At 74.8% G+C, this 24,985-nt stretch carries 23 protein-coding genes; 5 read left to right on the forward strand and 18 right to left on the reverse strand.

The features are described from left to right. Positions 1–17 precede the first annotated feature (17 nt). The 3 genes from BUB17_RS09715 (at position 18) to disA (ending at position 3,552) form a co-directional block, all read left to right on the forward strand. Positions 18–836, forward strand: coding sequence for a copper chaperone PCu(A)C domain-containing protein (locus BUB17_RS09715; RefSeq protein ID WP_072917096.1), 819 nt, complete (start codon positions 18–20; stop codon positions 834–836). A gap of 106 nt (positions 837–942) precedes the next feature. Then, complete coding sequence (radA, locus tag BUB17_RS09720) at positions 943–2,307, forward strand: DNA repair protein RadA (protein ID WP_072917099.1); 1,365 nt, start codon at positions 943–945, stop codon at positions 2,305–2,307. Positions 2,308–2,418: 111 nt separating this feature from the next. After that, on the forward strand, positions 2,419–3,552 hold the full coding sequence (disA, locus tag BUB17_RS09725; RefSeq protein ID WP_244277090.1) for a DNA integrity scanning diadenylate cyclase DisA: 1,134 nt from the start codon (positions 2,419–2,421) through the stop codon (positions 3,550–3,552). Here disA and BUB17_RS09730 read toward each other — a convergent pair. Next, on the reverse strand, positions 3,521–4,225 hold the full coding sequence (locus BUB17_RS09730) for a MucR family transcriptional regulator (protein WP_072917102.1): 705 nt from the start codon (positions 4,223–4,225) through the stop codon (positions 3,521–3,523). The two genes, disA and BUB17_RS09730, sit on opposite strands and share 32 nt — an antisense overlap. 77 nt (positions 4,226–4,302) lie before the next feature. On the opposite strand from BUB17_RS09730, the gene BUB17_RS09735 reads away from it, so the two are divergent. Continuing rightward, entirely contained in the window at positions 4,303–5,205 is a 903-nt protein-coding gene (locus BUB17_RS09735; protein ID WP_072917275.1) for an HhH-GPD family protein, read from the forward strand. 176 nt (positions 5,206–5,381) lie between these two features. On the opposite strand, the gene BUB17_RS09740 is transcribed toward BUB17_RS09735, so the two are convergent. The 11 genes from BUB17_RS09740 to BUB17_RS09790 form a co-directional block, all read right to left on the reverse strand. Next, positions 5,382–7,907 (reverse strand): ATP-dependent Clp protease ATP-binding subunit, encoded by a 2,526-nt coding sequence (locus BUB17_RS09740; protein ID WP_072917106.1) that lies wholly within the window; start codon positions 7,905–7,907, stop codon positions 5,382–5,384. Between the two features lie 257 nt (positions 7,908–8,164). Continuing rightward, positions 8,165–8,365, reverse strand: a complete 201-nt coding sequence (locus BUB17_RS09745; RefSeq protein WP_072917108.1) for a hypothetical protein — start codon at positions 8,363–8,365, stop codon at positions 8,165–8,167. 74 nt (positions 8,366–8,439) lie between these two features. Further along, positions 8,440–8,763 carry a hypothetical protein gene (locus BUB17_RS09750; protein WP_072917111.1) on the reverse strand — a complete coding sequence of 108 codons (324 nt, stop codon included), beginning with the start codon at positions 8,761–8,763 and terminating at the stop codon, positions 8,440–8,442. A gap of 254 nt (positions 8,764–9,017) precedes the next feature. Further along, positions 9,018–9,371: a histone-like nucleoid-structuring protein Lsr2 gene (locus BUB17_RS09755; protein ID WP_072917115.1), complete on the reverse strand. Its 354-nt coding sequence runs from the start codon at positions 9,369–9,371 to the stop codon at positions 9,018–9,020. 150 nt (positions 9,372–9,521) lie between these two features. After that, positions 9,522–11,027, reverse strand: coding sequence for a lysine--tRNA ligase (lysS, locus tag BUB17_RS09760; RefSeq protein ID WP_072917118.1), 1,506 nt, complete (start codon positions 11,025–11,027; stop codon positions 9,522–9,524). Between the two features lie 11 nt (positions 11,028–11,038). Further along, positions 11,039–11,860, reverse strand: coding sequence for a type III pantothenate kinase (locus BUB17_RS09765; protein WP_072917120.1), 822 nt, complete (start codon positions 11,858–11,860; stop codon positions 11,039–11,041). Between the two features lie 3 nt (positions 11,861–11,863). Then, positions 11,864–12,820 (reverse strand): carboxylating nicotinate-nucleotide diphosphorylase, encoded by a 957-nt coding sequence (gene nadC / locus BUB17_RS09770; RefSeq protein WP_244277092.1) that lies wholly within the window; start codon positions 12,818–12,820, stop codon positions 11,864–11,866. Between the two features lie 43 nt (positions 12,821–12,863). Next, complete coding sequence (locus BUB17_RS09775) at positions 12,864–14,564, reverse strand: L-aspartate oxidase (protein ID WP_072917123.1); 1,701 nt, start codon at positions 14,562–14,564, stop codon at positions 12,864–12,866. Between the two features lie 52 nt (positions 14,565–14,616). Then, positions 14,617–15,042: an aspartate 1-decarboxylase gene (gene panD, locus BUB17_RS09780; protein ID WP_072917144.1), complete on the reverse strand. Its 426-nt coding sequence runs from the start codon at positions 15,040–15,042 to the stop codon at positions 14,617–14,619. After that, positions 15,039–15,965, reverse strand: a complete 927-nt coding sequence (gene panC / locus BUB17_RS09785; RefSeq protein WP_244277096.1) for a pantoate--beta-alanine ligase — start codon at positions 15,963–15,965, stop codon at positions 15,039–15,041. Before panC ends, panD begins: the two co-directional genes overlap by 4 nt. 28 nt (positions 15,966–15,993) lie before the next feature. Beyond that, positions 15,994–16,953, reverse strand: a complete 960-nt coding sequence (locus BUB17_RS09790; protein WP_175561325.1) for a Rossmann-like and DUF2520 domain-containing protein — start codon at positions 16,951–16,953, stop codon at positions 15,994–15,996. Between the two features lie 264 nt (positions 16,954–17,217). Here BUB17_RS09790 and BUB17_RS09795 point away from each other — a divergent pair, with 264 nt between their 5' ends. Further along, a complete protein-coding gene (locus tag BUB17_RS09795) occupies positions 17,218–17,970 on the forward strand; it encodes an SDR family oxidoreductase (RefSeq protein WP_072917149.1) in 753 nt (250 codons plus the stop codon). A gap of 111 nt (positions 17,971–18,081) precedes the next feature. Here the strand turns inward: BUB17_RS09795 and BUB17_RS09800 are convergent, their stop codons facing one another. The 6 genes from BUB17_RS09800 to BUB17_RS09825 form a co-directional block, all read right to left on the reverse strand. After that, positions 18,082–19,305, reverse strand: a complete 1,224-nt coding sequence (locus BUB17_RS09800; RefSeq protein ID WP_141242971.1) for a hypothetical protein — start codon at positions 19,303–19,305, stop codon at positions 18,082–18,084. An 82-nt stretch (positions 19,306–19,387) separates the two neighbouring features. Further along, positions 19,388–21,055 carry a LamG domain-containing protein gene (locus BUB17_RS09805; protein WP_072917156.1) on the reverse strand — a complete coding sequence of 556 codons (1,668 nt, stop codon included), beginning with the start codon at positions 21,053–21,055 and terminating at the stop codon, positions 19,388–19,390. A 270-nt stretch (positions 21,056–21,325) separates the two neighbouring features. After that, a complete protein-coding gene (locus BUB17_RS09810) occupies positions 21,326–21,937 on the reverse strand; it encodes a hypothetical protein (protein WP_141242972.1) in 612 nt (203 codons plus the stop codon). 378 nt (positions 21,938–22,315) lie between these two features. Continuing rightward, complete coding sequence (locus BUB17_RS09815) at positions 22,316–23,326, reverse strand: glycine betaine ABC transporter substrate-binding protein (RefSeq protein WP_072917163.1); 1,011 nt, start codon at positions 23,324–23,326, stop codon at positions 22,316–22,318. Positions 23,327–23,525: 199 nt separating this feature from the next. Continuing rightward, positions 23,526–24,257, reverse strand: a complete 732-nt coding sequence (locus BUB17_RS09820) for an ABC transporter permease (protein ID WP_072917288.1) — start codon at positions 24,255–24,257, stop codon at positions 23,526–23,528. After that, the gene (locus tag BUB17_RS09825) at positions 24,254–24,976 is read right to left on the reverse strand and encodes an ABC transporter permease (protein WP_208983357.1); all 723 of its coding nucleotides are present in this window, start codon (positions 24,974–24,976) and stop codon (positions 24,254–24,256) included. Before BUB17_RS09825 ends, BUB17_RS09820 begins: the two co-directional genes overlap by 4 nt. Positions 24,977–24,985: the final 9 nt, after the last annotated feature.

The following is a 24,985-nucleotide window of genomic DNA, read 5'->3' on the forward strand; positions in this document are numbered from 1 at the left end:
CCTGGAGGTCGACGGCTGTGAACCGCGCACTGCGCGCCGCCACGATGGGTGCCCTGCTGCTCAGCCCGATCGCGCTCAGCGCGTGCAGTGCCGGCCAGGTCGCCCAGACGGCCACACAGAACCGGGACAAGGTCGGCCCCGAGGCCGCGGTCGGCGACCTCGTGATGCGCCAGATCACGCTGGCCTACCCGCAGGACGGGCTCTACGCGGAAGGGGACGACGCCGAGCTGCGGATGGCGATCGTCAACGGCGACACCGAGGCCGACACGCTCGTCGGCATCGAGGGCGAGGCCTTCGACGGCGTCGTCGTCGCTGGGCAGGCCACCGCCTCCCCCGCCGTCCCCGGCGCACCGTCGACCGCCCCCGGCTCCCCCTCGGCCGCACCCGCGACCACGCCCGCCACCCCCACCACGCCGGGGACCACCCCGCAGCCGACGGCCCCAGGCGCGACGACCACCCCGGGGGCGACGACCGCACCCGGCGCGACGCCGAGCGTCCCCTCCGCGCCGGCCACGCCGACCGCGAGCTCGCAGGTCGAGATCCCCATCCCCGCCCGCTCCACGGTGTTCCTCGGCGGCGCCGGCGGCGCGACGGTCGAGCTGGCCGACCTCTCCGAGGAGCTCACCGCCGGCCAGAGCATCGAGGTCACGCTGACCTTCGAGCGCGCCGGTGAGGTCACCGTCCAGGCGCTCGTCGCCACACCCGAGCGCGTGCTCCCCCGCGAGGAGCCCTTCGACTTCCACCACGAGGAGGGCGAGGAGACCTCCGAGGGGTCCGAGGACACCGCCCGGGAGGGCGAGAGCGAGGCCGGCAGCGGTCCCGGGGACGAGAACTGACGAAGGACCCCGCGTCCCTCGCACACTCGGGACGGGACCTGACGCGGGGCCGTTCCAGCGGCTCACCCTTCCCGGAACCGTCGCACCCGGCGGTTAGCGTCGAGGCGTGCCACCTGCCGGAGTGAAGTCCCGCCCCGCCCACCGCTGCACCGAGTGCGGCTACGCCTCCGCCAAGTGGGTCGGCCGGTGTCCCGAGTGCCAGGCCTGGGGCACCATCCAGGAGGTCGGCGCGCCCGCCTCCCCCCTGCGCGCCGTGGCCGCCGGCCCGGTGACGGCACCGGCGGTGCCCATCGCCCAGGTGGAACTCGCCGCCGCCCGCGCGGTGCCCACCGGCATCGAGGAGTTCGACCGCGTCCTCGGCGGCGGGCTGGTGCCCGGCGCGGTGCTGCTGGTGGCGGGCGAGCCGGGCGTGGGCAAGTCAACGTTGCTGCTCGAGGTGGCCCACCGGGTGGCCGCCTCGAACGGTCCCGCCCTGGTCGTCTCCGGCGAGGAGTCCGCGGCCCAGGTGCGGCTGCGGGCCGAGCGCATCGGCGCGCTGCACGACCGGCTCTACCTCGCTGCGGAGACCGAGCTGTCGGCCGTCCTCGCCCACGTCGAGGACGTCGCCCCCTCGCTGCTGGTCCTCGACAGCGTGCAGACCGTCCGCTCCCCCGCCGTCGAGGGCACCGACGGCGGCTCCACCCAGGTGCGCGCCGTGGCCAGCGCGCTGACCGCCGTCGCGAAGAGCCGCGGGATGACGACCATCCTGGTCGGCCACGTCACCAAGGACGGCGCCATCGCCGGGCCCCGCACCCTCGAGCACCTCGTCGACGTCGTCGTCTCCTTCGACGGCGAGCGCCACTCGACGCTGCGCCTGGTCCGGGCGATGAAGAACCGGTTCGGCCCGGCCGACGAGATCGGCTGCTTCGAGATCGGCGACACCGGCGTGGCGGGCGTGCCCGACCCCTCGCACCTGTTCGTCTCGCGGCGCGCGGCACCGGTGCCGGGCAGCTGCGTCACGGTCACCCTCGAGGGCAGCCGACCGCTGCTGGCCGAGGTCCAGGCGCTGGTGGCCGCCAGCGGCGGGGGCGGCTCGCCCCGGCGGGCGGTGAGCGGGCTGGACTCCCAGCGGGTCGCCATGGTCAACGCGGTGGTCGAGCGGCGCGGCCGGGTCAGGCTCGCCGACGCCGACGTCTTCGCCGCCTCCGTCGGCGGGGTGCGCATCGCCGAACCGGCGGCCGACCTCGCGCTGGCCCTGGCCATCGCGTCCGCGGCCAAGGACGTCCCGCTGCCCCGTGGCCTGGTCGCGGTCGGCGAGGTGGGCCTGTCGGGGGAGATCCGGCGGGTCGGCGGCACCGGCCGGCGGCTGGCCGAGGCGGCCCGCCAGGGCTACAAGGTGGCCCTGGTACCGGAGGACGCCGGCAGCGCACCCAAGGGGATGCGGCTGGTCGAGGTCCCCGACCTCGGCGCCGCCTTCGCCCGGCTCTTCTGAGCCGCCGGGGCCCGTGGTCGCCCCGCGCCGGTGACCTGCCTCACCGGCGCCCGCCGTACCGTGGTGGCCACGTAGAATCGGCCGCCACCACGTCGAACGTCAGGAGCGCTCGTGCCCCCCGCTGTGGACTCCGAGATCGCGCTCCGCGAACTGCTCGGCCGCATAGCACCGGGGACAGCGCTGCGTGACGGCCTGGAACGCATCCTGGCGGGGCGCACGGGCGCGCTGATCGTGCTCGGCTACGACCGCGTGGTCGAGTCCATCTGCACCGGCGGCTTCGCCCTCGACGTCGCCCTGTCGGCCACCCGGCTGCGCGAGCTGGCCAAGATGGACGGCGCGGTGATCGTCTCCTACGACGGCACCCGGATCGTGCGGGCCGGCGTCCACCTGATGCCGGACCCGACCGTCCCGACCGAGGAGTCGGGCACCCGGCACCGCACCGCCGAGCGGGTCGCCATCCAGACCGGCTTCCCGGTGATCTCGGTGAGCCAGTCGATGCACATCATCAGCGTCTACGTCGCCGGGCGGCGGTACACGCTGGAGCACCCGACGACGATCCTGGCGCGGGCCAACCAGGCGCTGGCCGCGCTCGAGCGCTACAAGCTGCGGCTCGACGAGGTGGCCAGCACGCTGTCGGCGCTGGAGATCGAGGACCTCGTCACCGTCCGCGACGCGATGAGCGTGAGCCAGCGGCTGGAGATGGTCCGCCGGATCGCCGACGAGATCGAGGGCTTCGTCGTCGAGCTGGGCACCGACGGGCGGCTGCTGGCGCTGCAGCTCGACGAGATGCTCGCCGGGGTGGAGGAGGACCGCGCCCTGCTGGTGCGCGACTACCTGCCGTCCGGGCTGCGGCGGCCGAAGAGCATCGAGGAGGTCCTGGCCGACCTGCGCGCGCTCTCGGCCACCGAGTTGCTCGACCTCTCCGCCGTGGCCCGCTGCTACGGGCTGCCGACGTCCGCCGACGCGCTCGACTCCCCCGTCAGCCCCCGTGGCTACCGCCTGCTGGCCCGCGTCCCGCGGCTGCCGGCCGGCATCATCGACCGCCTGGTCGACCACTTCGGCGGGCTGCAGAAGCTGCTCGCCGCCACCATCGAGGACCTGCTCGCCGTCGAGGGCGTGGGCGAGGCCCGGGCCCGGGGCATCCGCGAGGGGGCTCTCCCGGCTGGCCGAGACCTCGATCCTCGACCGCTACAGCTGAGCGGCCCCGTCCTCCTCAGCCGATCGAGAGCGGCGCGTCCGCGCTGAACTCGGTGTCCAGCCGGCCGCGCAGCGCGTACTGCCCCGGAGCCGGCGCGGTCCGCGCGGCGGTGCAGGACGGCTCGCTGGTCAGACCGCCCCAGACGAGCGGGAGGGCCACCGACTCCCCCGGCGCCAGGGTGCGGGTGTCGCTGCTGTTCTCCGGGAAGCAGTCGTTGCTGCCCCACACCCGGTTGCCGGCGCCGTCGAACATCACGATCTCCTGCAGGCCCTCGTCGAGCACCCGCACGCACGGCACCGACGAGACGTTGGTGACCACGAGCTCGAAGGTCGGCTTGGCACCCACCGGGACGCTGCCGGGACCGCGGACGTCCAGCCCGATCATGTCGTCGCCGCAGGGGTCGCCGGGCGCCGGACTCGCGGGAGCCGACTCCGGCGCCGGCTCGGGGGCCGGTTCGGGGGCCGGCTCGGGCGCGGGGGTCGGCGTCCGCACGCCGGCCAGCGAGGGCACCACCCGGGCGAGCGCAGGGGGCTCGCCGGCCGCGGGGCTCGCCTCGGTCGTCGCCGCGGCCGCCGTCGTCGTCCTCTCGCCGGCTCCGCCGCTCAGCGCGGCGACCATGAGCCAGCCCCCACCTCCGAGGACCGCCAGCAGGAGGAACAGGACGAGCAGTCGCCGCCGCCAGTAGACCGCCGCGGGCAGGGGGCCGACCGGGTGCAGCACGCCGAGAACCGTAGTGCGCGACGGGACGCCGACCTGTGGCGGCACGCCGTCCCCGGCAGGCGGCACACTGGGACCTCGTGGACAGCCCGGCCCGCACCCCGCCGCCGTCACCCGGCACCCTCGGCGACGTCCTCGTCGACTGGTTCGCCGAGGCCGCCCGCGACCTGCCGTGGCGCCGCCCGGACACCGACCCGTGGGCGGTCCTGGTCAGCGAGGTGATGCTGCAGCAGACCCCGGTCGCCCGGGTCGAGCCGGTGTGGCGCGACTGGATGGCCCGCTGGCCCACCCCTGCCGCGCTGGCCGCGGCGTCGCCGGCCGAGGTGATCCGCGCCTGGGCCAAGCTCGGCTACCCGCGGCGGGCGCTGCGGCTGCGGGAGACCGCCGTCGCCCTGACCGAGCGGCACGGCGGCGTCGTCCCCGCGGACGTGGCGGCGCTGGAGGCGCTGCCGGGCATCGGGACCTACACCGCCCGCGCCGTCGCCTGCTTCGGACACGGGCGACCGCAGCCGGTGGTCGACACGAACGTGCGGCGGGTGGTGGCCCGGCTGGTGCACGGCCGCGCGGAGGCGGCACCGGCGCGCGCCGCCGACCTCACCGACGTCGCGGCGCTCGCCCCTGCCGACCCCGGACGGGCGGTCCGCTTCTCGGTCGCGGTCATGGAGCTGGGCGCACTGGTGTGCGTCGCCCGGACGCCGCGGTGCACCGCCTGCCCGGTGCGGACGAACTGCGCGTGGCGGCTGGCCGGCTGTCCGGCACCGGAGGGTCCGCCCCGCAGGGTGCAGAAGTTCGCCGGCACGGACCGCCAGGTGCGCGGGCGGCTGCTGGACGTCCTGCGGGGCGCTGAGGGCCCCGTGGCGGCACCACAGCTCCACGAGGCCTGGGCCGACGCGGCGCAGCGCTCCCGCTGCCTGGACTCGCTGCTCGCCGACGGCCTGGTCGAGCAGACCGCCGACGGCCGCTTCACCCTGCCGACGGGTTGACCGACGATCCCCATGATCAGGTGACCTGATCATGAAGCGTCCTCCCGCAGCTCACACCATGAGGGAGGACACGCGATGATCAGGTCAGCCGATCATCGGGCGTCCCGGGGTCGCACGTGACGAAGGGGCCGCCTCCCCCGCGGGGAGACGGCCCCTTCGTGCGTGCAGCTAGCGGATCACTCGGCCTGGGCCGGGGGCTCCTCGTCGCCGACCGACAGCGCGACCGGCGGCGTGTCGGGGAGGTCGATCGGCTTGGCCTCGCCACGGAAGGTGAACCGCTGGTCCGCGCCCTCGCCCTCGACGTCCACCACGATGATCTGACCGGCGGTCAGCTCGCCGTAGAGGATCTTCTCCGACAGCGCGTCCTCGATCTCGCGCTGGATGGTCCGGCGCAGCGGCCGGGCACCCAGCACCGGGTCGAAGCCGCGGTGCGCCAGGAGCTTCTTGGCGGCCGGGGTGATCTCCAGAGCCATGTCCTTGTTCGCCAGCTGACCCTCGACGCGAGCGACCATGAGGTCGACGATCTCGATGATCTCGTCCTCGGTCAGCTGGTGGAACACGACGATGTCGTCGATGCGGTTGAGGAACTCCGGCCGGAAGTGCTGCTTGAGCTCCTCGTTGACCTTGTTCTTCATCCGCTCGTAGTTCGACTGGCTGTCGTTGCCGACCTGGAAGCCCAGACCCACGGCCTTGGAGATGTCCCGCGTACCGAGGTTGGTCGTGAGGATCAGGATCGTGTTCTTGAAGTCCACGATCCGGCCCTGACCGTCGGTGAGCCGGCCGTCCTCCAGCACCTGCAGCAGCGTGTTGAACACGTCCGCGTGCGCCTTCTCGATCTCGTCGAAGAGGACCACCGAGAACGGCTTGCGCCGCACCTTCTCGGTCAGCTGGCCACCCTCGTCGTAGCCGACGTAGCCGGGAGGGGCACCGACGAGCCGCGACACGGTGAAGCGGTCGTGGAACTCACCCATGTCGATCTGGATGAGCGCGTCGTCCTCGCCGAAGAGGAACTGGGCCAGCGCCTTGGCCAGCTCGGTCTTACCGACACCCGAGGGGCCGGCGAAGATGAACGAGCCACCGGGACGGCGCGGGTCCTTGAGGCCCGCCCGCGTCCGCCGGATCGCCTGGCTGACGCTCTTGATGGCCTCTTCCTGCCCGATGATCCGCTTGTGGAGCTCGTCCTCCATGCGCAGCAGGCGGGTGGTCTCCTCCTCGGTCAGCTTGAAGACGGGGATGCCGGTCCAGTTGGCCAGCACCTCGGCGATCTGCTCGTCGTCGACCTCGGCGACGACGTCCATGTCGCCGGCCTTCCACTGCTTCTCGCGCTCGGCCTTCTCGCCCAGCAGGGTCTTCTCCTTGTCGCGCAGCGACGCGGCCTTCTCGAAGTCCTGCGCGTCGATCGCGGACTCCTTCTCGCGGCGGATGGCCGCGATCCGGTCGTCGAACTCGCGCAGGTCCGGCGGGGCGGTCATCCGCTTGATCCGCATCCGGGCGCCGGCCTCGTCGATCAGGTCGATCGCCTTGTCCGGCAGGAAGCGGTCGGAGATGTACCGGTCGGCCAGCGTCGCGGCGGCGACCAGCGCGCCGTCGGTGATGCTGATCCGGTGGTGCGCCTCGTACCGGTCGCGCAGCCCCTTGAGGATCTCGATCGTGTGGGTGAGCGTCGGCTCGCCCACCTGGATCGGCTGGAAGCGGCGCTCCAGCGCCGCGTCCTTCTCCAGGTGCTTGCGGTACTCGTCGAGCGTGGTGGCGCCGATGGTCTGCAGCTCACCGCGGGCCAGCATCGGCTTGAGGATGCTGGCGGCGTCGATCGCACCCTCCGCGGCACCGGCCCCGACGAGGGTGTGGATCTCGTCGATGAACAGGATGATGTCGCCGCGGGTGCGGATCTCCTTGAGGACCTTCTTCAGCCGCTCCTCGAAGTCACCGCGGTAGCGGGAACCGGCGACCAGCGCGCCGAGGTCGAGGGTGTAGAGCTGCTTGTCCTTCAGCGTCTCGGGAACCTCGCCCTTGACGATCGCCTGGGCCAGGCCCTCGACGACGGCGGTCTTGCCGACGCCGGGCTCGCCGATGAGGACGGGGTTGTTCTTGGTCCGCCGCGACAGGACCTGCATGACCCGCTCGATCTCCTTGGCCCGCCCGATGACCGGGTCGAGCTTGGAGTCGCGCGCGGCCTGGGTCAGGTTGCGGCCGAACTGGTCGAGGACCAGCGAGGTCGACGGGGTGCCCTCGGCCGGGCCGCCGGCCGCGGCCGGCTCCTTGCCCTGGTAGCCCGAGAGCAGCTGGATGACCTGCTGGCGGACGCGGTTGAGGTCGGCGCCGAGCTTCACCAGGACCTGAGCGGCGACGCCCTCGCCCTCGCGGATCAGGCCGAGCAGGATGTGCTCGGTGCCGATGTAGTTGTGGCCGAGCTGCAGCGCCTCGCGCAGCGACAGCTCGAGCACCTTCTTGGCCCGCGGGGTGAAGGGGATGTGCCCGGACGGGGCCTGCTGGCCCTGGCCGATGATCTCCTCCACCTGCTGGCGGACACCCTCCAGCGAGATGCCCAGGGACTCCAGGGCCTTGGCGGCGACACCCTCACCCTCGTGGATCAGCCCCAGGAGGATGTGCTCGGTGCCGATGTAGTTGTGGTTGAGCATCCGGGCCTCTTCCTGGGCCAGGACGACCACGCGGCGGGCTCGGTCGGTGAACCGTTCGAACATCTGCTGCTTCTCCTCTGACCGGCTGGTCCGGCGCTGCCCTCCCCTGGTGGGGAGGAGCACCCGACGTCCGTCGGCGCGCAGGGCACCGGTCTTTCCACTGTAGTCGCGGACTCCGACCCTCCGGCGGTGCACGGTCCGTTCCGGAGGAGAGGAGCTGCACGGTCCAACCGATGGTCCCGGACGGGTGTTCCGCTCCTGTTACGCCCACAGCGGACGGCGCACCGCTGACGGCCGCGTCCCGCCCCGGCCGGCCGAGCTCAGCAGGTGAGCGCGAGGCAGACCCAGCAGAGCGGCCACTCCTCGTCGCCGTCGTCCGGCCACACCCACAGGGCCGGGTCGAGCAGGGAGACCGGCGCCAGGCAGAGGGCCCGGCCGGCGATCAGCCCCGCGTCCCCGACCGCGTGCAGCCGGCTGGGTGCCGTGCCGCCCCAGGGCGAGCGCGGCGCCTCGGCGTCCACACCGACGGTCCACCGGTCCTGACCGGGGGCGGCGGATCGGCGTCCCGCTGCCGACCAGGGCCCCTCCACGGTGCTCACTCGACGACCAGCCGCACGCCGTCGGCGGCCAGCGTGTCGGCGAGGCCTGCGAGCAGCTGCCGGGCGTCGTCGTCGACGGTCGCCAGGGGTTGGAGGCGGACGGTCACCTGCCGGTGCCCCTGGCGCTGCAGCGCGACGATGCTGCCACACAGCAGGTCCGCGGAGAGGACGTCGAGGTGCCCCCTCGCCCGGATGACGCCCTGTCGCTGGTCGAGGCTGGCGGTGAAGCTCGGGGCCTGGGGGCTGGGGTCGACGGCTTCCCGGCCGACGGCGGCCCCCGGGCCGTCTGGAGCGGTGGTCCGGGCCGCGTCCTGGCTCATGGCACAACCGTTACGACTCAGTCCGAAACACCCCAGGGTCGAAAGTCCCTGCCTCGGGCCGCTGGTGACGCGACGTGAGCAGATGACTGCGGCGCGGACGGCGGCGGCCCGGCACCCTCGGGAGGATGCCGGGCCGCCGGTCGGCCTCGTGCGGCCCCGTCCAGTCCCTCACCGCGAGCCCGGTGAGGGACTGGAACGGCCACCCTTCCCCCCGTGCCGAGCCTGCGGGGCACGGGGGGAAGGGTGGTCCTTCTTCAGTGCGCGGCTTCGTAGGCCTCGACGACGCTGGCCGGGATGCGCCCGCGGTCGCTGACCGCGTGACCGTTCTTGCGCGCCCAGTCGCGGATCGCGCCGGCCTGCTCGCGGTCCATGCGGCCACCGCCTCCGGTGGCCCGCGACCGGCCGCCGCCGGAGGCCCGGCCACTGCCGCGACCGACCTTGCGCGCGGCCTGCACATAACGGGAGAACGCGTCTCGCAACTCCTGCGCGTTCTTCTCCGACAGGTCGATCTCGTAGTTCGTGCCGTCGAGCGAGAAACTCACCGTCTCGTCCGCGGGCACGTTCTCGTCGAGGTCGTCACTGAGGATGACCTGCACCTTGCGCGCCATTCGCCGTCTCCACTCCCACACCGCTCCGCAGAACGGGGACCGCTGCCCCCGAGCTCGCAGCCCTTTTCGCTGTCGGACAGGACCCTAGACCATTCACGGCACGGAGAAACACATCCCCCGCACAATGGAGTGAGAGAGTGGGCTGCCGGATCAGGAGGAGAGCGGCCGCACCAACGGAAAGAGGATGGTCTCCCGGATGCCCAATCCGGTGAGCGTCATCATGAGCCGGTCCATGCCCATCCCCATGCCACCGGTCGGCGGCATCCCGTACTCGAGCGCCTCCAGGAAGTCCTCGTCGAAGGCCATCGCCTCGGGATCTCCCTTGGCCGCGAGCGCGGCCTGCGCGACCAGGCGCTCGCGCTGCGCCACCGGGTCGACCAGCTCGGAGTAGGCCGTCGCGCGTTCCACCCCGGCGATGTAGAGATCCCACTTCTCGGCCAGGCCCGGCTGCGACCGGTGTGCACGGGTCAGCGGGGAGGTGTCCAGCGGGTAGTCGACGACGAAGGTCGGCTCCTGCAGCGTGTCCTGGACGAGCGCCTCGAACAACTCCTCGACGACCTTGCCCGGGACCCACGCCGGGTCGACCTTGACGTCGTGCCGCTCGGCGAGGGCGCGCAGCGTCTCCGACGGCGTCCCGGGGGTGACCTCCTCGTCGACGGCGTCGGAGACGAGCGTGTGGAGCGGCACCTGCCGCCACTCCCCCGACAGGTCGATCTCGGTGCCGTCGTTGTGTCGCGCAACGTGGTCGCCGAACAACGCCTCGCAGCATTCCTGGGTCAGTTCGCGGGTGAGCGTCGCCATCGCCTGGTAGTCGGCATAGGCCTGGTAGGCCTCGAGCATCGCGAACTCCGGCGAGTGGGTGCTGTCGACACCCTCGTTGCGGAAGTTGCGGTTGATCTCGAAGACGCGTTCCAGCCCACCGACGATGCACCGCTTGAGGAACAGCTCCGGTGCGATGCGCAGGTACAGGTCGAGGTCGAATGCGTTCATGTGCGTCCGGAACGGCCGCGCGGCGGCGCCCCCGTGCACGGTCTGCAACATGGGCGTCTCGACCTCGAGATAGCCGCGCCCGGCCAGTTCCCGCCGCAGCGTCGACATCACCGTGGCGCGCTGACGGACGGTCCGGCGCGCCTCGTCGCGGACGATGAGATCGACGTACCGACGGCGGACACGCAGTTCCTCGCTCATCGGCTTGTGCGCCACCGGCAGCGGCCGCAGCGCCTTGGCGGTCAGCTGCCAGGCGTCGGCGAACACCGAGAGCTCGCCGCGCCGCGACGTGCCGACCTCACCCTCGACGAACACGTGGTCGCCGAGGTCGACGTCGGCCTTCCACACGGCCAGCGACTGCTCGCCGACCCGGTCGAGGGAGAGCATCACCTGCAGCTCGGCGTCGCCCTCGCGCAGCGTCGCGAAGCACAGCTTCCCGGTGTTGCGGACGAAGATCACCCGCCCGGTGACGCCGACGCGCTCGCCGGTCATCGTGTCCGGCTCGAGGTCGGGGTGCTCCGCCCGGACCTCCGCCAGGGTGGTGGTGCGGGCGACGGCGACCGGGTAGGGGTCGACGCCGGCCTCGCGCATCCGGTCCAGCTTCGCCCGGCGCACCCGGAGCTGTTCGGGCAGTTCGTCGTCGGGAGAGCCAGGCGGTACCTCGGTCACGGGTCGCCACCCTACGGGGAGGTCGATCTCCGGCCGGGCGGGGAACGGAGACCGGCCTCGTGCCGCTCGAAGGCCAGCCGCAGCCCGTGCACGGTCAGATCGGGCTCCTGCTCACCGATCGAGCGGCAGCTGTCGGCCACCAGGGGCGCCAGCCCGCCGGTGGCCACGACGACCGGCGCGACGCCGAACTGCGCGACCAGCTCCGCGGCGATCCGGGTCACCAGCCCGTCGACCAGACCGGCGAAGCCCAGCACCAGGCCCGACTGCAGCGCCGCGACGGTGTTCTTGCCGATCGCCTGTGGCGGCACGGTCAGCTCCACCGAGCGCAGCTGCGCCGCGCGGGCGGCCAGCGCCTCCAGGCTGACCTCGACACCGGGGGCCAGCGCGCCGCCGAGGAACTGCCCGTCGGGGCCCACGGCGTCGACGTTGGTGGAGGTGCCGAAGTCGACGACGACGACCGGGCGCCCGCCACCGTCGGGACGGCGTCCGTAGAGCTCGTGGGCGGCCAACGCGGTGACCACGCGGTCGGCACCGACCTCGCGCGGGTTGTCCACGTGCAGGGGGACGCCGGTCCGCACGCCCGGCCCGATGAGGACGACCGGCACCTCGAGGGAGTCCAGCAGCGCGCGCAGCGCCGGGAGCAGCGCGGGCACCGTCGAGCAGGCCGACACCCCGGTCACCTCGGTGTCGCGCAGCAGCCCGCGCCAGAGCATCCGCAGCTCGTCGCTGGTGGCCCGGGGCGCCGTCGTCACCCGCCAGCAGCCAACCCGGCGCGCACCGTCGAAGGTGGCCAGGACGGTCTGGCTGTTGCCGACGTCGACGGTGAGCAGCACCGGTCAGCCCGCCCGCAGGTCGAGCGCGAGGTCGAGGATCGGCGCGGAGTGGGTGAGCCCGCCGACCGACAGGTAGTCGACACCGGTCTCGGCGACCGCCCTGGCGACCTCCAGGGTCAGCCCGCCGGTGGCCTCCAGCTCGGCCCGCCCGCCGACCAGCGCGACGACCTCACGCAGGACGTCGGGCGCCATGTTGTCGCAGAGCAGGAAGTCCGCGCCGGCCTCGACCGCCTCGACCGCCTGCGCGGGCACGTCGACCTCCACCTGCACCCCCACCCGGGGCGCCCGCTCGCGCACCGCGGCGACGGCCGCGGCCACCGAGCCCGCGGCGGCGACGTGGTTGTCCTTGACCATGGCGACGTCGTAGAGCCCCATGCGCTTGTTCGACCCGCCGCCGCAGCGGACGGCGTACTTCTCCAGCGGCCGCAGCCCGGGCGTGGTCTTGCGGGTGTCGAGGACGACGGCGCCGGTGCCCTCGACCGCGTCGACCCACCGGCGGGTGAGCGTGGCGATGCCACTGGCCCGGCTGGCGATGTTCAGCGCGCTGCGCTCGGCGGCCAGCAGCGCGCGCACCGGCCCGCGGACGGTCAGCAGCACGTCGCCCCGGACCACCCGGTCCCCGTCGGCGGCGCCCGCGGTGAGCGTGGCGCCGGGCGCGAGCCGGGTGAACACGCGCGCGGCGACCGGCAGGCCGGCGACGACGCCGTCGGCGCGGGCCACGAGGTCCGCGGTGCCCAGCTGCGCGGCCGGCACGGTGGCGGCGCTGGTGACGTCGTGCGCGACGGCCAGGTCCGGGGCGCTGGGCAGAGGGGCGCCGCCGGTGAGGTCCTCGACCAGGGTGCGCTCGACCAGCTCGGCCACCCACGCCTCGGACAGGCCGGTGCCCTCCAGCGAGCGCGGATCGCCGGTCACCGCTCTCGCCCCCGCCCGCCCCAGCGGTGAGCTCCCAGGCTCGCTCACCACTCCTGCCCCGCCCGCCCCAGTGGTGAGCTCGCAGGCTCGCTCACCAGCCCCTCACCCCCGGCGTCCCCACCGGGCGGCGGGTCACCTGCAGGGCGCCGTCCTCGCCGAGCCGCACGTCCAGGTGCACCTGCCAGTCCTCCTCGATGTCGGGGTGGTCCTCGCGCCAGTGGCAGCCGCGGGTCTCCTCGCGGGCCGCGGCCGCGGTGGCGAGCGCGGTGGCGACGGTGAGCAGGTCGGTGGCCTCCCAGCCGGCCACGCCGGGGGCCACGTGTGCACCCGCACCGCCCACCCGGTCCGCGTCGAGCCCGGCGGCCAGGGCGGCCAGCCGGCCGGTCGCCTCGGCCAGCCCCGTCCCGCTGCGCAGCGCGCCGACGTGGGCGGACATCGTCTCGGTGACCGCACGGCGGCCCTCGGCGTCGAGCAGCCCGGACGGCGCGGTGTCCGGCGGCACGAGGGGGGACGGCGGCGGCAGCCGCTCGGCCAGCTCGGCGCCGATGCGCGCGGCGAAGACCAGCCCCTCGAGCAGCGAGTTCGACGCGAGCCGGTTGGCCCCGTGCACGCCGGTGCAGGCCACCTCACCGCAGGCGTAGAGGCCGGGTACCGTCGTCCGCCCGGCGAGGTCGGTGACCAGGCCGCCCGAGGCGTAGTGCGCCGCCGGGGTGACCGGGATCAGCTCGGTGACCGGGTCGATGCCGGCCGCGCGGCAGCTCGCCACGATCGTCGGGAACCGCCGGGCGAGGTCCGCGACCCCGCGGGCGTCGAGCTCCACGTGGTCGACGCCGTCGCGCAGCTGAACCCGGGTGATGGCCTTGGCGACGACGTCGCGGGGCGCCAGCTCGGCCAGGGGGTGGGCGCCGACCATGAACCGCTCCCCCGCGCCGTCGCGCAGCACCGCGCCCTCGCCGCGCAGCGCCTCGCTGACCAGCGGCTGCTGACCGCGCGCGCCCGGGCCCAGGTAGAGGGAGGTCGGGTGGAACTGCACGAACTCCAGGTCGGTGGCGACGGCTCCGGCGCGCAGCCCGAGTGCCACGCCGTCCCCGGTGGAGACCGGCGGGTTCGTGGTCGCGGCGTAGACCTGCCCCATGCCGCCGGTGGCGAGCACGACCGCGCGGGCGCGCACCGCGCCGACGCCGTCGGCGCTGCCCTCGCCCAGCACGTGCAGGGTGACCCCGGCGGCCCGGCCGGCGGCGTCGGTGAGCAGGTCGAGCACCATCGCGTGCTCGACGAGGGTGACCCCGGGATCGGCGCGGACGGCGTCCTGCAGCGCGCGCTGCACCTCCGAGCCGGTGGCGTCTCCGCCGGCGTGCACGATCCGGTCGGCGGAGTGCCCGCCCTCGCGGGTGAGCAGCAGCGTGCCGGCGGGGTCGCGGTCGAAGGCGGCGCCCCAGCCGATCAGCTGGCGCAGCCGCTCGGGACCCTCGTGCACCAACACCGAGACGGCGTCGGGCTCGCACAGCCCCACCCCGGCCACCTCGGTGTCGCGGGCGTGCGCCGCGGGGGTGTCGGCGGGATCCAGCACAGCGGCGATGCCGCCCTGCGCCCAGCGGGTCGACCCGTCGTCCACCCGGACCTTGGTGACGACGGCGACCGACAGCCCGGCCGCCCGGGCGTGCAGCGCCACGCACAGCCCGGCGATGCCGGATCCGACGACGCAGACGTCGGCCGCGAGCTCCCAGCCGGGCGCCGGCGCGGTCAGCCGCACCGGCAGCCCGATGACCCGGGGAACCGTCGACGTCGTCACCAGGCCTCCTCGCCGGGTGGTGCTGCGCCCACGGGCGACCTCGCGGGCTGGCTCACCTGACCGGTGCGCCGAGCGGGCTCCGCCCGTGGTCCGTTGCACCGGGGACCGGGGCCGAGGGGTCGCCGCCGAGCTCGACGACGCGGTTGGCGGCGTCGACGTGCACGACCTTCGGAGTGCAGGACTTCGCCTCGGTCTCGTCCACCAGCCCGTAGCTGATCAGGATGACCAGGTCGCCGGGGTGCACCAGGTGCGCGGCGGCGCCGTTGATGCCGATGACGCCACTGCCCCGCTCGCCGGGGATGACGTAGGTCTCCAGCCGCGCGCCGTTGGTGACGTCGACGATCGCGACCTGCTCGCCGGGGAGGAGATCGGCGGCATCGAGGAGGTCCTCGTCGATCGTCACCGAGCCCACGTAGTGCAGGTCGGCCTGGGTGACCGTCGCACGGTGGATCTTGGACTTGAGCATCGTGCGCATCATCGCGGGTCTCCCAGCTGGATCTCGGTGTTGTCGATGAGTCGGGTGCTGCCGGCGCGGGCGGCGACGAGCAGCCGGGCCGGGCCGGCGGCCGGCGGGGGCCCGAGGTCCGGATCGGTCAGCTCCAGGTAGTCCGGGAGCAGGTCGGGTGCCTCGGCGAGGACGGCGGCGGCCGCGGCCAGGACGGCGTCGGCGCCCTGCGGGCCGGCGGCCGCCCCGGCGCGCAGCGCGCGCGAGAGGGTGGCCGCGGTGGCCCGCTGCTCCGGGGAGAGGTAGCGGTTGCGGGAGGACAGCGCCATGCCGTCGTCCTCCCGGACGGTGGGCACGCCGACGACCTCGACGCCGAGCGCCAGCTCGCGGGCCATCGCCCGGATGAGCGTGAGCTGCTGGTAGTCCTTCTCGCCGAAGACGGCCAGGTCCGGGCGGACCAGGCCGAACAGCTTGGCGACGACGGTCAGCACGCCGGCGAAGTGGCCGGGGCGGACGGCGCCCTCGAGCACGTCGCCGAGCGGGCCGGGGTGGACGGTCACGCCCAGCGCGCCGGGTGGGTAGACCTCGTCCACCGGCGGGTGGAGGACGGCGTCGGCGCCCTCCTCGGCCAGCGCGGCGAGGTCGGCGTCCCAGGTGCGTGGATAGCGGTCGAAGTCCTCGCCGGGGCCGAACTGGGTGGGGTTGACGAAGACCGAGACGACGACGCTGCCGGCCCGTTCCCGCGCGGCGCGGACGAGGGCGCGGTGCCCCTCGTGCAGGGCGCCCATCGTGGGCACCAGCGCGACGGGGCCGGGCAGCTCGGCGACGAGCCCGCGCAGCTCCGCCCCGGTCTCGGCCACGGCGGGAGCCGCCGGGGCGGTGGGGCGGGTGGACGAGACGGCGGCGGAGCGGGTGGACGGCACGGCGGTGGCGCGGGTGGCCGGTAGCGCGCTCACCGGGAGCCTGCCTCCGGAAGGACCACGGTCAGCCCTCCGCCCGCTCGCGCGCGAGGGAACCCGGGACGTGCCCGTCGAGCAGTTCGACCAGCGGGGCACCCTCGTGCCGCTTGAGCCGGCCGGTCGCCAGCGCCCGCTCGGTGGTGCGCTGGGCGAGCGCGACGTAGGCCGCGACCGAGTCCGGCGCCCGCTCGGTGAGGGTGTCCAGGTGCTGCCGCACGGTGCCGACGTCCCCGCGGCTGACCGGACCGGTGAGCCCGCGGTCACCGCGGCGCAGGCCGTTGTCGAGGGCGGCGGTGAGCAGTGGGGCGAGCACGCGGCCCGGCTCGGCGACACCCGCGGTGCGCAGCAGGTCCGCGGCCTCGGCGACCAGCGTGACCAGGTGGTTGGCGCCGGTCACGAGGGCCGCGTGGTAGAGCCCGCGGTCGGCCTCGGCGACGAAGAAGGGCTCGCCGCCCATCTCCAGGACCAGGGTCTCGGCCACCGGACGGTGCTCCGGCGCGCCGGTGACGCCGAAGAGGGCACCGGCGAGGCGGTCGGCGTCCTCGGGGGCTCCGGTGAAGGTCATGGCCGGGTGCAGCGCCAGCGGCAGGACGCCGGCCCGCGCGGCGGGGGCGAGGACCGCGAGGCCGTGCGCCCCGGAGGTGTGGAAGGCCAGCTGGCCGGCCCGCCAGATCCCGGTCCCGGCCAGCCCGGAGACCAGGTCGGCCAGGCTGTCGTCGGGGACGGCGAGCACCACGAGGTCGGCGGCGGCCACGACCTCGTCGGTGGGCCGCAGCGGTACGCCGGGCAGCAGCCGGGCGGCGCGTTCGGCGGAGGCGGTGGAGAGGCCGGCGGCGGCGACCACGTCGTGGCCGGCGGCGGCGAGGGCGGCGCCGAGGACGGCGCCGACGCGCCCGGCGCCGACGACGCCGACGCGGAGGCGGGCGGGAGCGGTGTCCGCCGGGGTCAGACCGGCAGCGCGGAGCGTCCTGCGGGCAGCAGGCATCGGTGCACCTCTCGTTCCAGTCCCTCGCGGGTACCGGACTCGTGGTCGCGGGCTCCGCCGTTGGAGCCCGTCGGGTGTTGCAGTCCTGCGGTGGTGCCGGCGCGGGCCCCGCTGCGACCAGGTGTGTCACGCGGGTGTCGCGTCGAAGGCGAGTGTGTGACCGGTTCGGGGCGCGTGCAACGCCTGCCCCCTGTGGTCTGGGTCACCTCCCGAGCCGCCTACGGTGTCCGACGGCGACCGCGAACGCACGGCGAGAGGACACGGGTGGGCACCTTCGAGGGGCGGACGGCGCTGGTCACCGGCGCGAGCCGGGGCATCGGCCTCGCGATCGCGCAGAGCCTGGTGGCACGGGGCGCGCGCGTCGTCGTGACCGGCCGCAGACCCGACGCGTTGGCCGAGGCGGTCACCGCCCTGGGAGGCGCGGAGGTGGCCGTCGGCGTCGCCGGGAACGCCGGGGACGCCGAACACCGCGCCGAGGCCGTGCGCACCGCCGTCGAGACCTTCGACAGCCTGGACGTGCTGGTCGGCAACGTCGGCATCAACCCGGTCTACGGCCCGCTGGTCGACCTCCCCCTGGACGGCTTCCGCAAGATCCTCGACACCAACGTCGTCAGCACGCTCGGTCTGGTGCAGGAGGCGTGGCGGGCGTGGATGGCCGAGCACGGCGGCTCGGTGCTGGTCGTCGCCTCGGTGGCCGGGCTCAAGGCCTCGCCGATGATCGGCGGCTACGGGGTGAGCAAGGCGGCTCTGGTCAACCTGGTCACCCAGCTCGCGGTGGAGCTCGGACCCACGGTGCGGGTGAACGCGGTCGCGCCCGCGGTGGTCAAGACCCGCTTCGCCGGGGCGCTCTACGAGGGTCGGGAGGCCGAGGCGGCGGCGCAGTACCCGGTGGGCCGGCTCGGCGAACCCGAGGACGTCGGCGAGGCCGCGGCCTACCTGCTCGGTGACGGCGCGGGCTGGGTCACCGGTCAGACCCTGGTGCTCGACGGCGGCGCGCTGTCCCGCGGTCCGGCCTGAAGAAGGGAGAAGGACCCCGTCCTCCCCACCCTTCGCACGCTCGGGCCGGGGCCCTGGACGGCGCCACCGCACCGCTCGCGAGCTCGCGGCGGGACCCTGCAGAGGGGCCGATCAGCTGCGGCCGAGCACCCGCGCCAGGACGTCGTCGCTCTCGCCGTCCTCGCGGTAGCGGCGCCGGCGGCGACCGCCGGACGGCGGGGTGAGACCGCTCTCGGCGAGCAGCTCGGTCAGCCGCCTGGCCGAGTCCTCGGCCGCCGGGGCGGGCGCCTCGGCCGCCGGGGCGGGTGCCTCGGCCGCCGGGGCGGGTGCGGCGGGCCCGGGAACCGGCGGGCGTTCCCGCTGGGCGACCGGGCGCTCGACGGTCAGCTGCTCGACGGGCGCGGCCACGGGGAGGAGGTCGTCGGTACGGCGCCGCCGCGGCTCGGGCTCGGCGTGCGGCGGAGGTGGCGCGTCGAGCAGCGATCGGCCGGCCGGCCGGTCCAGCGGGGGCGGTGGTGCGGCCGGGCGCTGGGGCTCGACCCGGACCTCCTCCGGCCGGCGGGTGCCCGGGGCCGGCTCGTCGGTCCGGACGGCCGGCCAGGCGGCAGTCAGCTCCGGCACCGGCCGGTTCCAACCGTCGGCCTCGCTGGTCGAGGGAGCGGTCGCTCCCGGTGCCGCGGGGGCCGTCCGGGTGGACTGGGTCCGCAGCATCACCCGCTCGACGAGCATCTCGCCGGACAGCTGCTCGGTGAGCTCGCTGCGGAGCCGGCCGACGTCGGTGCGCAGCTCGGCCAGCCCGGTGAGGTCGAGGCCGGCCAGGATGGGGCGCAGCTCGGCGAGGCCGGCGAGATCCCGGCGCAGCTCGGCCAGTTGGGCCATCTCCCGCCGCAGCTCGCTGACCTGGGCCAGCTCGGTGCGCAGCGCCTCGAGCTCGGCGCGCATCGACCGGTCGGCGGTGCGCCGGAGGTCGTTCTCCAGCCGGAGTTCGTGCTCCCGGCGGGCCGCGCCCTCGCGCTCCAGCTCCAGCTCGGGAGCCAGGCGGAGCTCGGCCTCGCGCTCGGCGGCCGCCCGCTGGAGGTCCGCGAGCTCGACGGCGGCCCGCTCGACGGCCGCCTGCGCCGGGCCGTCCGCCGAGGCGCCGTCCGGGGTGCGCCGGGAGGCGACCAGCGCGGCGAGCACAAAGGCCCAGGCCGCGGCGACGACGGCCAGCCGCAGCACCTGCGGGTCCTCGGTGAGGAAGACGACGACGGTGGCCGCGACGGCCAGGAGGAAGCCCGCGACCAGGCTCGTGGTGCGCAGTTCGGTGAGACCCGGTCCGGAACGGGGCACCGACGCGTCGTCCCGGTCCCCCCGCATGGCGCACAGGGTAACGGTGCGGAGGCACGCGAGCACGGAACGGATCGTCGACCGCCGGGAACCCCCCGCCCCGGCCCGGCGCCTAGAAGCTGGCGCCCCAGTGGATGGCGACGTCCTCCGGCGTCAGCTCCCCGTCGTACACCGACGCCTCGTCCAGCCGGCCGGAGAAGAACGCGGCGCCCGGCCGGGTGGAGAAGGAGCTGTAGTCGCCGCCACCGCCCCAGCGCCAGAAGCCCACGATCGGCCCGGTCGGGGCCGACGCGTCCTCCCCCACCAGGACGCCGTCGACGTACAGGCGCATGCGCCCGCCCTCGCTCATCGTGGCGGTCGCCAGGTGCCAGGTGCCGTCGCGGTGGTCGCGCGCGGAGACGACGGTCCGCTGGGGGGTGCGGATGCTGAACGCCAGGTTCCCGTTCCCGGTGAGGTAGACGGCCCCGTACGGGGCCGTCGCGACACCCGTCTGGGTGGAGCCGAAGCTGACCAGCGGGCCCGTGCCGCCGGAGGAGTTGAACCACACCTCGGTGGAGAAGGCGGCGGGCGTGGTGCGGCTGGCGCCGGTCGAGATGTCGTTGACGCCGCTGAGCCCGACGGCGAGCCCGGAGGGCGACGTCCCGGTGCGGGCCCCGGCCGCCTGGAGGTCGGGGTAGCTGTGGTGCGTCCCGGCGCGCCCCTTGCCGGACGCGTCGGCGACGGCCCGCGCGGAGCCGGCGCCGGGGACGCCGTCGAGCGGCCAGTACAGGTGGCGCGAGGAGAGCGCCGTCACCGTCGCCGCGTAGTCGCCGGTGACGGTGCCCGTGCCGAGGTCGTGGTGCTTCTTGATCTCTGCGGCGCTCAGCGCCTCGGTGTAGACGGCGACCTCGTCGACGGCCCCGGACCAGGTGTCGGGCGCCGGGCGGGCCGCGGCGGTGTCGGTCAGGATCGGCGCGCTGCCCACGCGCAACCGCCCGGCCAGTCTCTGGGGCCAGGTGGCCGAGAACCCGTGGTCGTAGGCGAGCCTCCCGTCGACGTAGACGTTGATCTGCGTGCCCGGCGCGCCGCCGGGGTCGATCACCGCGGCGACGTGGTGCCACGCAGGGGAGGCCTGGTCCGCCGCGGTCCAGACCTTGGGGTCCTCGGCGTCGGAGCCGCACACCTCCTGCAGGGTGCGCGGGGACTCCAGGACCAGCCCGATGCAGGCCTCACCGAGCGTGTTGACGTACAGCTGGGGCCGGCCGGTGGCGGGGTCGGAGCCCTCGGGGAGCAGGCTCAGCACCGCTCCGCCCGACCCGGTGCGCACCCAGGCCTCCATGGTCAGCGCCAGCGTGTTCACCGCGGCGCCGTCGAGGGAGGTGGGGGCGTCGGCCGCGGCGTGGGTGCCGGCCGGGAAGCGGACGGCCCCTCGGGGGCCGCCTGCGCTCGACGCGATCGCCGTCGTGCTGGCGTTGGAGGCGGCCGCGGCGCCGTTGTACGTGCCGGCGGTGCCGGCGAGGGCCGCGGCGGCGGAGCTGCCGTAGGGGTCGTCGAAGGAGTGGTGGACGACCGGGCCGCTGGCCTGGACGGCGGTCCGGTAGTCGGGGAAGAGGCCCGAGGTCGCCAGCGCGTTGCCCGTGTTCGCCGTGGGGCCGGCGAACGCCGCCCAGACCTCGCCGGGGCCGGCGGTGGCGAGGGCAGCGGTGAGCAGGGCCGCGCAGCCGGCCAGCACGGCGCGGGCCGCCGACCGGCGCAGCCGGGCACCCCCTGCGCGGCCCCGGGAGGCGTGGTGCTCCCTCATGACCGGCGCACCGGTCCGGACGGCACCACGTGCGACCGCCGACCCACGGCCGTGGGCCGCGGGGTCGGGAACTGCCCAGCTGCCGGGAGTGCGGCGACCCCGGGGCCGGCCGCGGCGAGGGGAGGCGCGGCGGGGCGCGAGCGGCGTGCGCTCCTCCTGCCGGCCGTCGCGGCGCGGTCCTGCGGCATGGGTTCCTCGACTCCGGGTGCTGGCGTTTCCGGTCCTTGACTCATCGGCCGGTCGGGGACGCGCTTGAGCCGGCGTGCGGTGTCAGGCGCCGGGCGTGTCGTCGCTGCGGACCTCCCAGGTGAAGGTCATCCCGACCTCCTTGCCCTGGAGGCTGCTGGGGTGGGGACCGGCGGGGAGGCTGTAGGAGATCCGATAGGTGCGCGAGCGGTCCGTCGTCGCGGACGGGCGCCAGTCGCCCAGGCCGTCGACGTTCGCATCGCCGATGCCCGTGCCGTAGCCGGTGGGGAAGGCACTGAGCGCCCGGGTGGCGTAGGTGATCGGGGACGCGTCGAAGGTGGGGCGGCAGTCCGCGTCGGGCGGGGTGGCCAGGGACGTCGCGGACGTCTCCACCGTGATCCTCAGCGCGTCGGCGAGCTCGGCGCTGCCCGTCGTGAGCGCCCCGTAGAGGCGCACGCCGGTGTCAGCGGTGTCGACGTTCCCGGTGTAGGTGACGGTGATGCACTTGTACCCGGCGCTACCGGGCACCAGGGGCCCCTCGGAGGCGGTGGTGAACAGGGCGGTGGTGGTGCGGTCGCTGCCCAGCTGGACCACACCGGTCCCCCACGAGTTCCCGGGGTTGTCGGTCGTGTCGACGAACGCCGCATGGGAGGAGGACCAGACCAGGGTGCCGCTGGCGACCAGGCCGATCGGCACGGCCGCCGCGAGGACGCCGAGCCGCCCGCGCGCACGGGTTCCGGTCCGGACGTGCCGACCCGGCGGTGCGGCGGGGGGGCTTCCCGGCCGGCGACGGATGATCACAGGGCCTCCTCTGGAGAGTCATCAGCCCATCGGCGTCGGGTGCGCTCTCCTTGAGCCCTGCGCGGACGACCGGGCGACAACCCCCACCGCAGGGTGAGCAGTCGTCCGGGACCGGACGTGGTGGTGGACGGCGCGACGTGCTGCCGGGGCGCCCTCGAGCCGGTCACCCCGCTGGCGCCACTGCGACCCCGCCCTCGCCGGGGCCGGCGAGGGCGGGGTCGTACGGCACCCGGTCGGCCCGGGGTAGGACGGCTGGTACCGACCGGCGGGCGGTCAGCCCCGGGCCAGCGCCCCGTCGGAGCTGAAGACCAGGCCGATGGAGATCTCACCCTGCTGCAGCGCCGCCTTGGTGAGCGGTCCACCGGCGTCCAGCTCGCGGAAACCGTCGAACTGCAGACCGTAGGTCTCCTCCAGGCCCGGCTGGCACCGCGGCCGCTCCGGGCACTCGGTGGGGCCGCCGAGGACCAGCGAGCCGTCGCCGCAGGCGTCGGCGAGCTCGGACAGGGTGGCGACGCCGAGGCCGTCGGCGAAGGCCTGGGTGACGGCGAAGGCGTTCTCGTCGGCGGCCTCGGAGGGCTCGCCGAAGACCAGCCCGGCCTGCTCTGCGATCGGCCGCAGCGCGGTCAGCGTCTCCTGCACGTCGCCGGTGGCCGGGCCGTCATCGCTGGGGCCGTTGGCCAGCTCGTCGAGCTCGTCGGTCACCGTGGCCAGGTACTCCGGCACGACCTGGATCTCCGAGCCGGAGATCAGCGCGGGCAGGTACAGCTCGCGGTTGCCGACCTCGCGCACCGAGGCGTCGAAACCCGCGGCGCCGAGCACGTCGGCGTAGACGTTCGCCAGGATCGTCGACCCGGTGAAGTTCGCGCCGCCGACGACGATCGGGCCGCTGCCCTGCTCGAGCGCCGCGGTGTCGACGTTCTCCTCGACCCAGCCCGCGGCGACGTCCTCGGCGCTCTGCCGTTCGAGGTCGACGGCGGCGTTGAGCTCGATCAGCTCCTCGGTGGTCATGGCCGCCGACACCGCGTCGAGGGCGGGCAGCAGCGCCGGGTTGGCCATCGCGGTGGCCATGTTGACCGCCGGGACGACGTTGTCGGCGTTCTGCAGCTGCTTGTCGTCCTCGAGCACGACGAGCTGGTCGCCGGCCACGGGGGCGCAGGCGTCGCCGGACGCGCCGCCGCTGCTGGCCTGGGCCCCGCCGGTGCCCGAGGAGCCCGACTCGCCACAGGCGGTCAGCAAGAGCCCGGCGACGGCGAGGGGAACGAGGGTGCGTGCACGGCTGCGCATGTGGCCCGCCTTCTGTGTCCCGCGCGACCGACGGTCGCGGCGCGTGTCTGGCGGGGAGGACCCCGCGCCCGCCATGCAACAACCGGAGCACCCCACACGGCCACGTGCACCGGCCAGGTGTTGCCCGGTTGTTACGGACGGACCCTCTGCAGGGTCCCGCCGCGAGCCTGCGAGCGGTGGGGGGCAGAGGGGTCCTTCATCACAGCGGTACGCCGGACGACGTCGGCTCCGGCCGCCCGGTCCGCGCTGCCCGGACCGGGCGCAGCGGCCACCGCCGCGGGCCGGGCGTGACCGCCGTCGAGACGAGCACCAGGAGCAGCTCGGTGAGCAGCGCCAGGGCGGCCACCAGCACGGCGCCGGCGAGGATCTCGCCGAAGTCCTGCTGGCCGAAGCCGAGGTTGATGATCCGCCCGAGGCCTCCCCCGCCGACGAGCGCGGCCAGGGTTGCGGTGGCGACGACCTGCACCGCAGCCGTCCGGACGCCGGTCGCGACCAGGGGGGAGGCGAGCGGGAACTCGACCCGGGTCAGCATCTGGCCGCGGCTCATGCCCATCGCGCGGGCCGCCTCGCGGACGTCGTGGTCGACCTCGCGGAACCCCACGTAGGTGTTGGTCAGCATCGGCGGGACGGCGAAGGCCGCCAGCGCCAGGACGGTGCCGGTCTCGCTGAAGCCCAGCGGGGTCACCGCCAGCACGGTGAGCAGGGCGAGGGTGGGGACGGCGCGGCTGACGTTGGACAGGACGACGACCGCGCCGGCGCCGCGGCCGCTGCGGCCCAGCAGCACCCCGGCGGGGAGGGCGAGGAGGGCGGCGAGCAGCACGGCCAGCGCGGAGATCCGCAGGTGCTGGACCAGCAGGTCGAGGATGCCGCCGGGCCGGGTCCAGTTGAACGGGTCGTTGAGGTAGACGAACGCGTCGCCGAAGGCGCTCACCGCGTCACCCGCGTCCACGGGGTGAGCAGCCGCTCCAGTCCGGCCAGCAGCACGTCGGCGACCAGCGCGAGGAGCACGCAGCCGACCGCGCCGGTGACGATCTCGGCCCGGTAGAAGTTCGCGTTGAGGCCCCCGATGATCAGCTGTCCCAGCCCCCCGTTGCCGGTGATCACCCCGACCGTGACCAGCGCGACGGTCGAGACCGTGGCGATGCGCAGGCCGGCCATGAATGCCGGCAGCGCCAGCGGCAGGTCGACCCGGAGGAACAGCCGCGCGGGGCCGTAGCCCATGCCGCGGGCCGCCTCGCGCACGTCGGCCGGGACCCCCTGCAGCCCGGTGAGGAAGTTCCGCACCAGGATGACGAGCGTGTAGACGGTCAGCCCGATCAGCACCGTGACCGGTGACAGCGCCCCGGTGAACGGGGCGAGGAAGGCGAACAGGGCCAGCGACGGGATCGTGTAGACGACCGAGCTCAGCCCGAGGACGGGGCCGGTCAGCAGCCGGCTGCGCCGGGCGAGCAGCGCCAGGGGCAGCGCGATCAGCGTCCCGAGCAGCACCGCCCCGACGGTGAGCCTGACGTGCTGACCGAGGTGGCCCACAATGGTGTTCCAGTTGTCGGTCACGTACGACGGGTCGAACCAGGGGTTCGGCGCCTCGTCCGCGGCGAGCGCCGGAGGTCCCGGGTCGCTCGTCGCGCTCAGCGCACCCAGGGAGGCCACGCGTGGACG

The sequence above is a fragment of the Geodermatophilus obscurus genome, from assembly GCF_900143215.1.
In the GTDB taxonomy this organism is placed as follows: Bacteria; Actinomycetota; Actinomycetes; order Mycobacteriales; family Geodermatophilaceae; genus Geodermatophilus; species Geodermatophilus obscurus_A.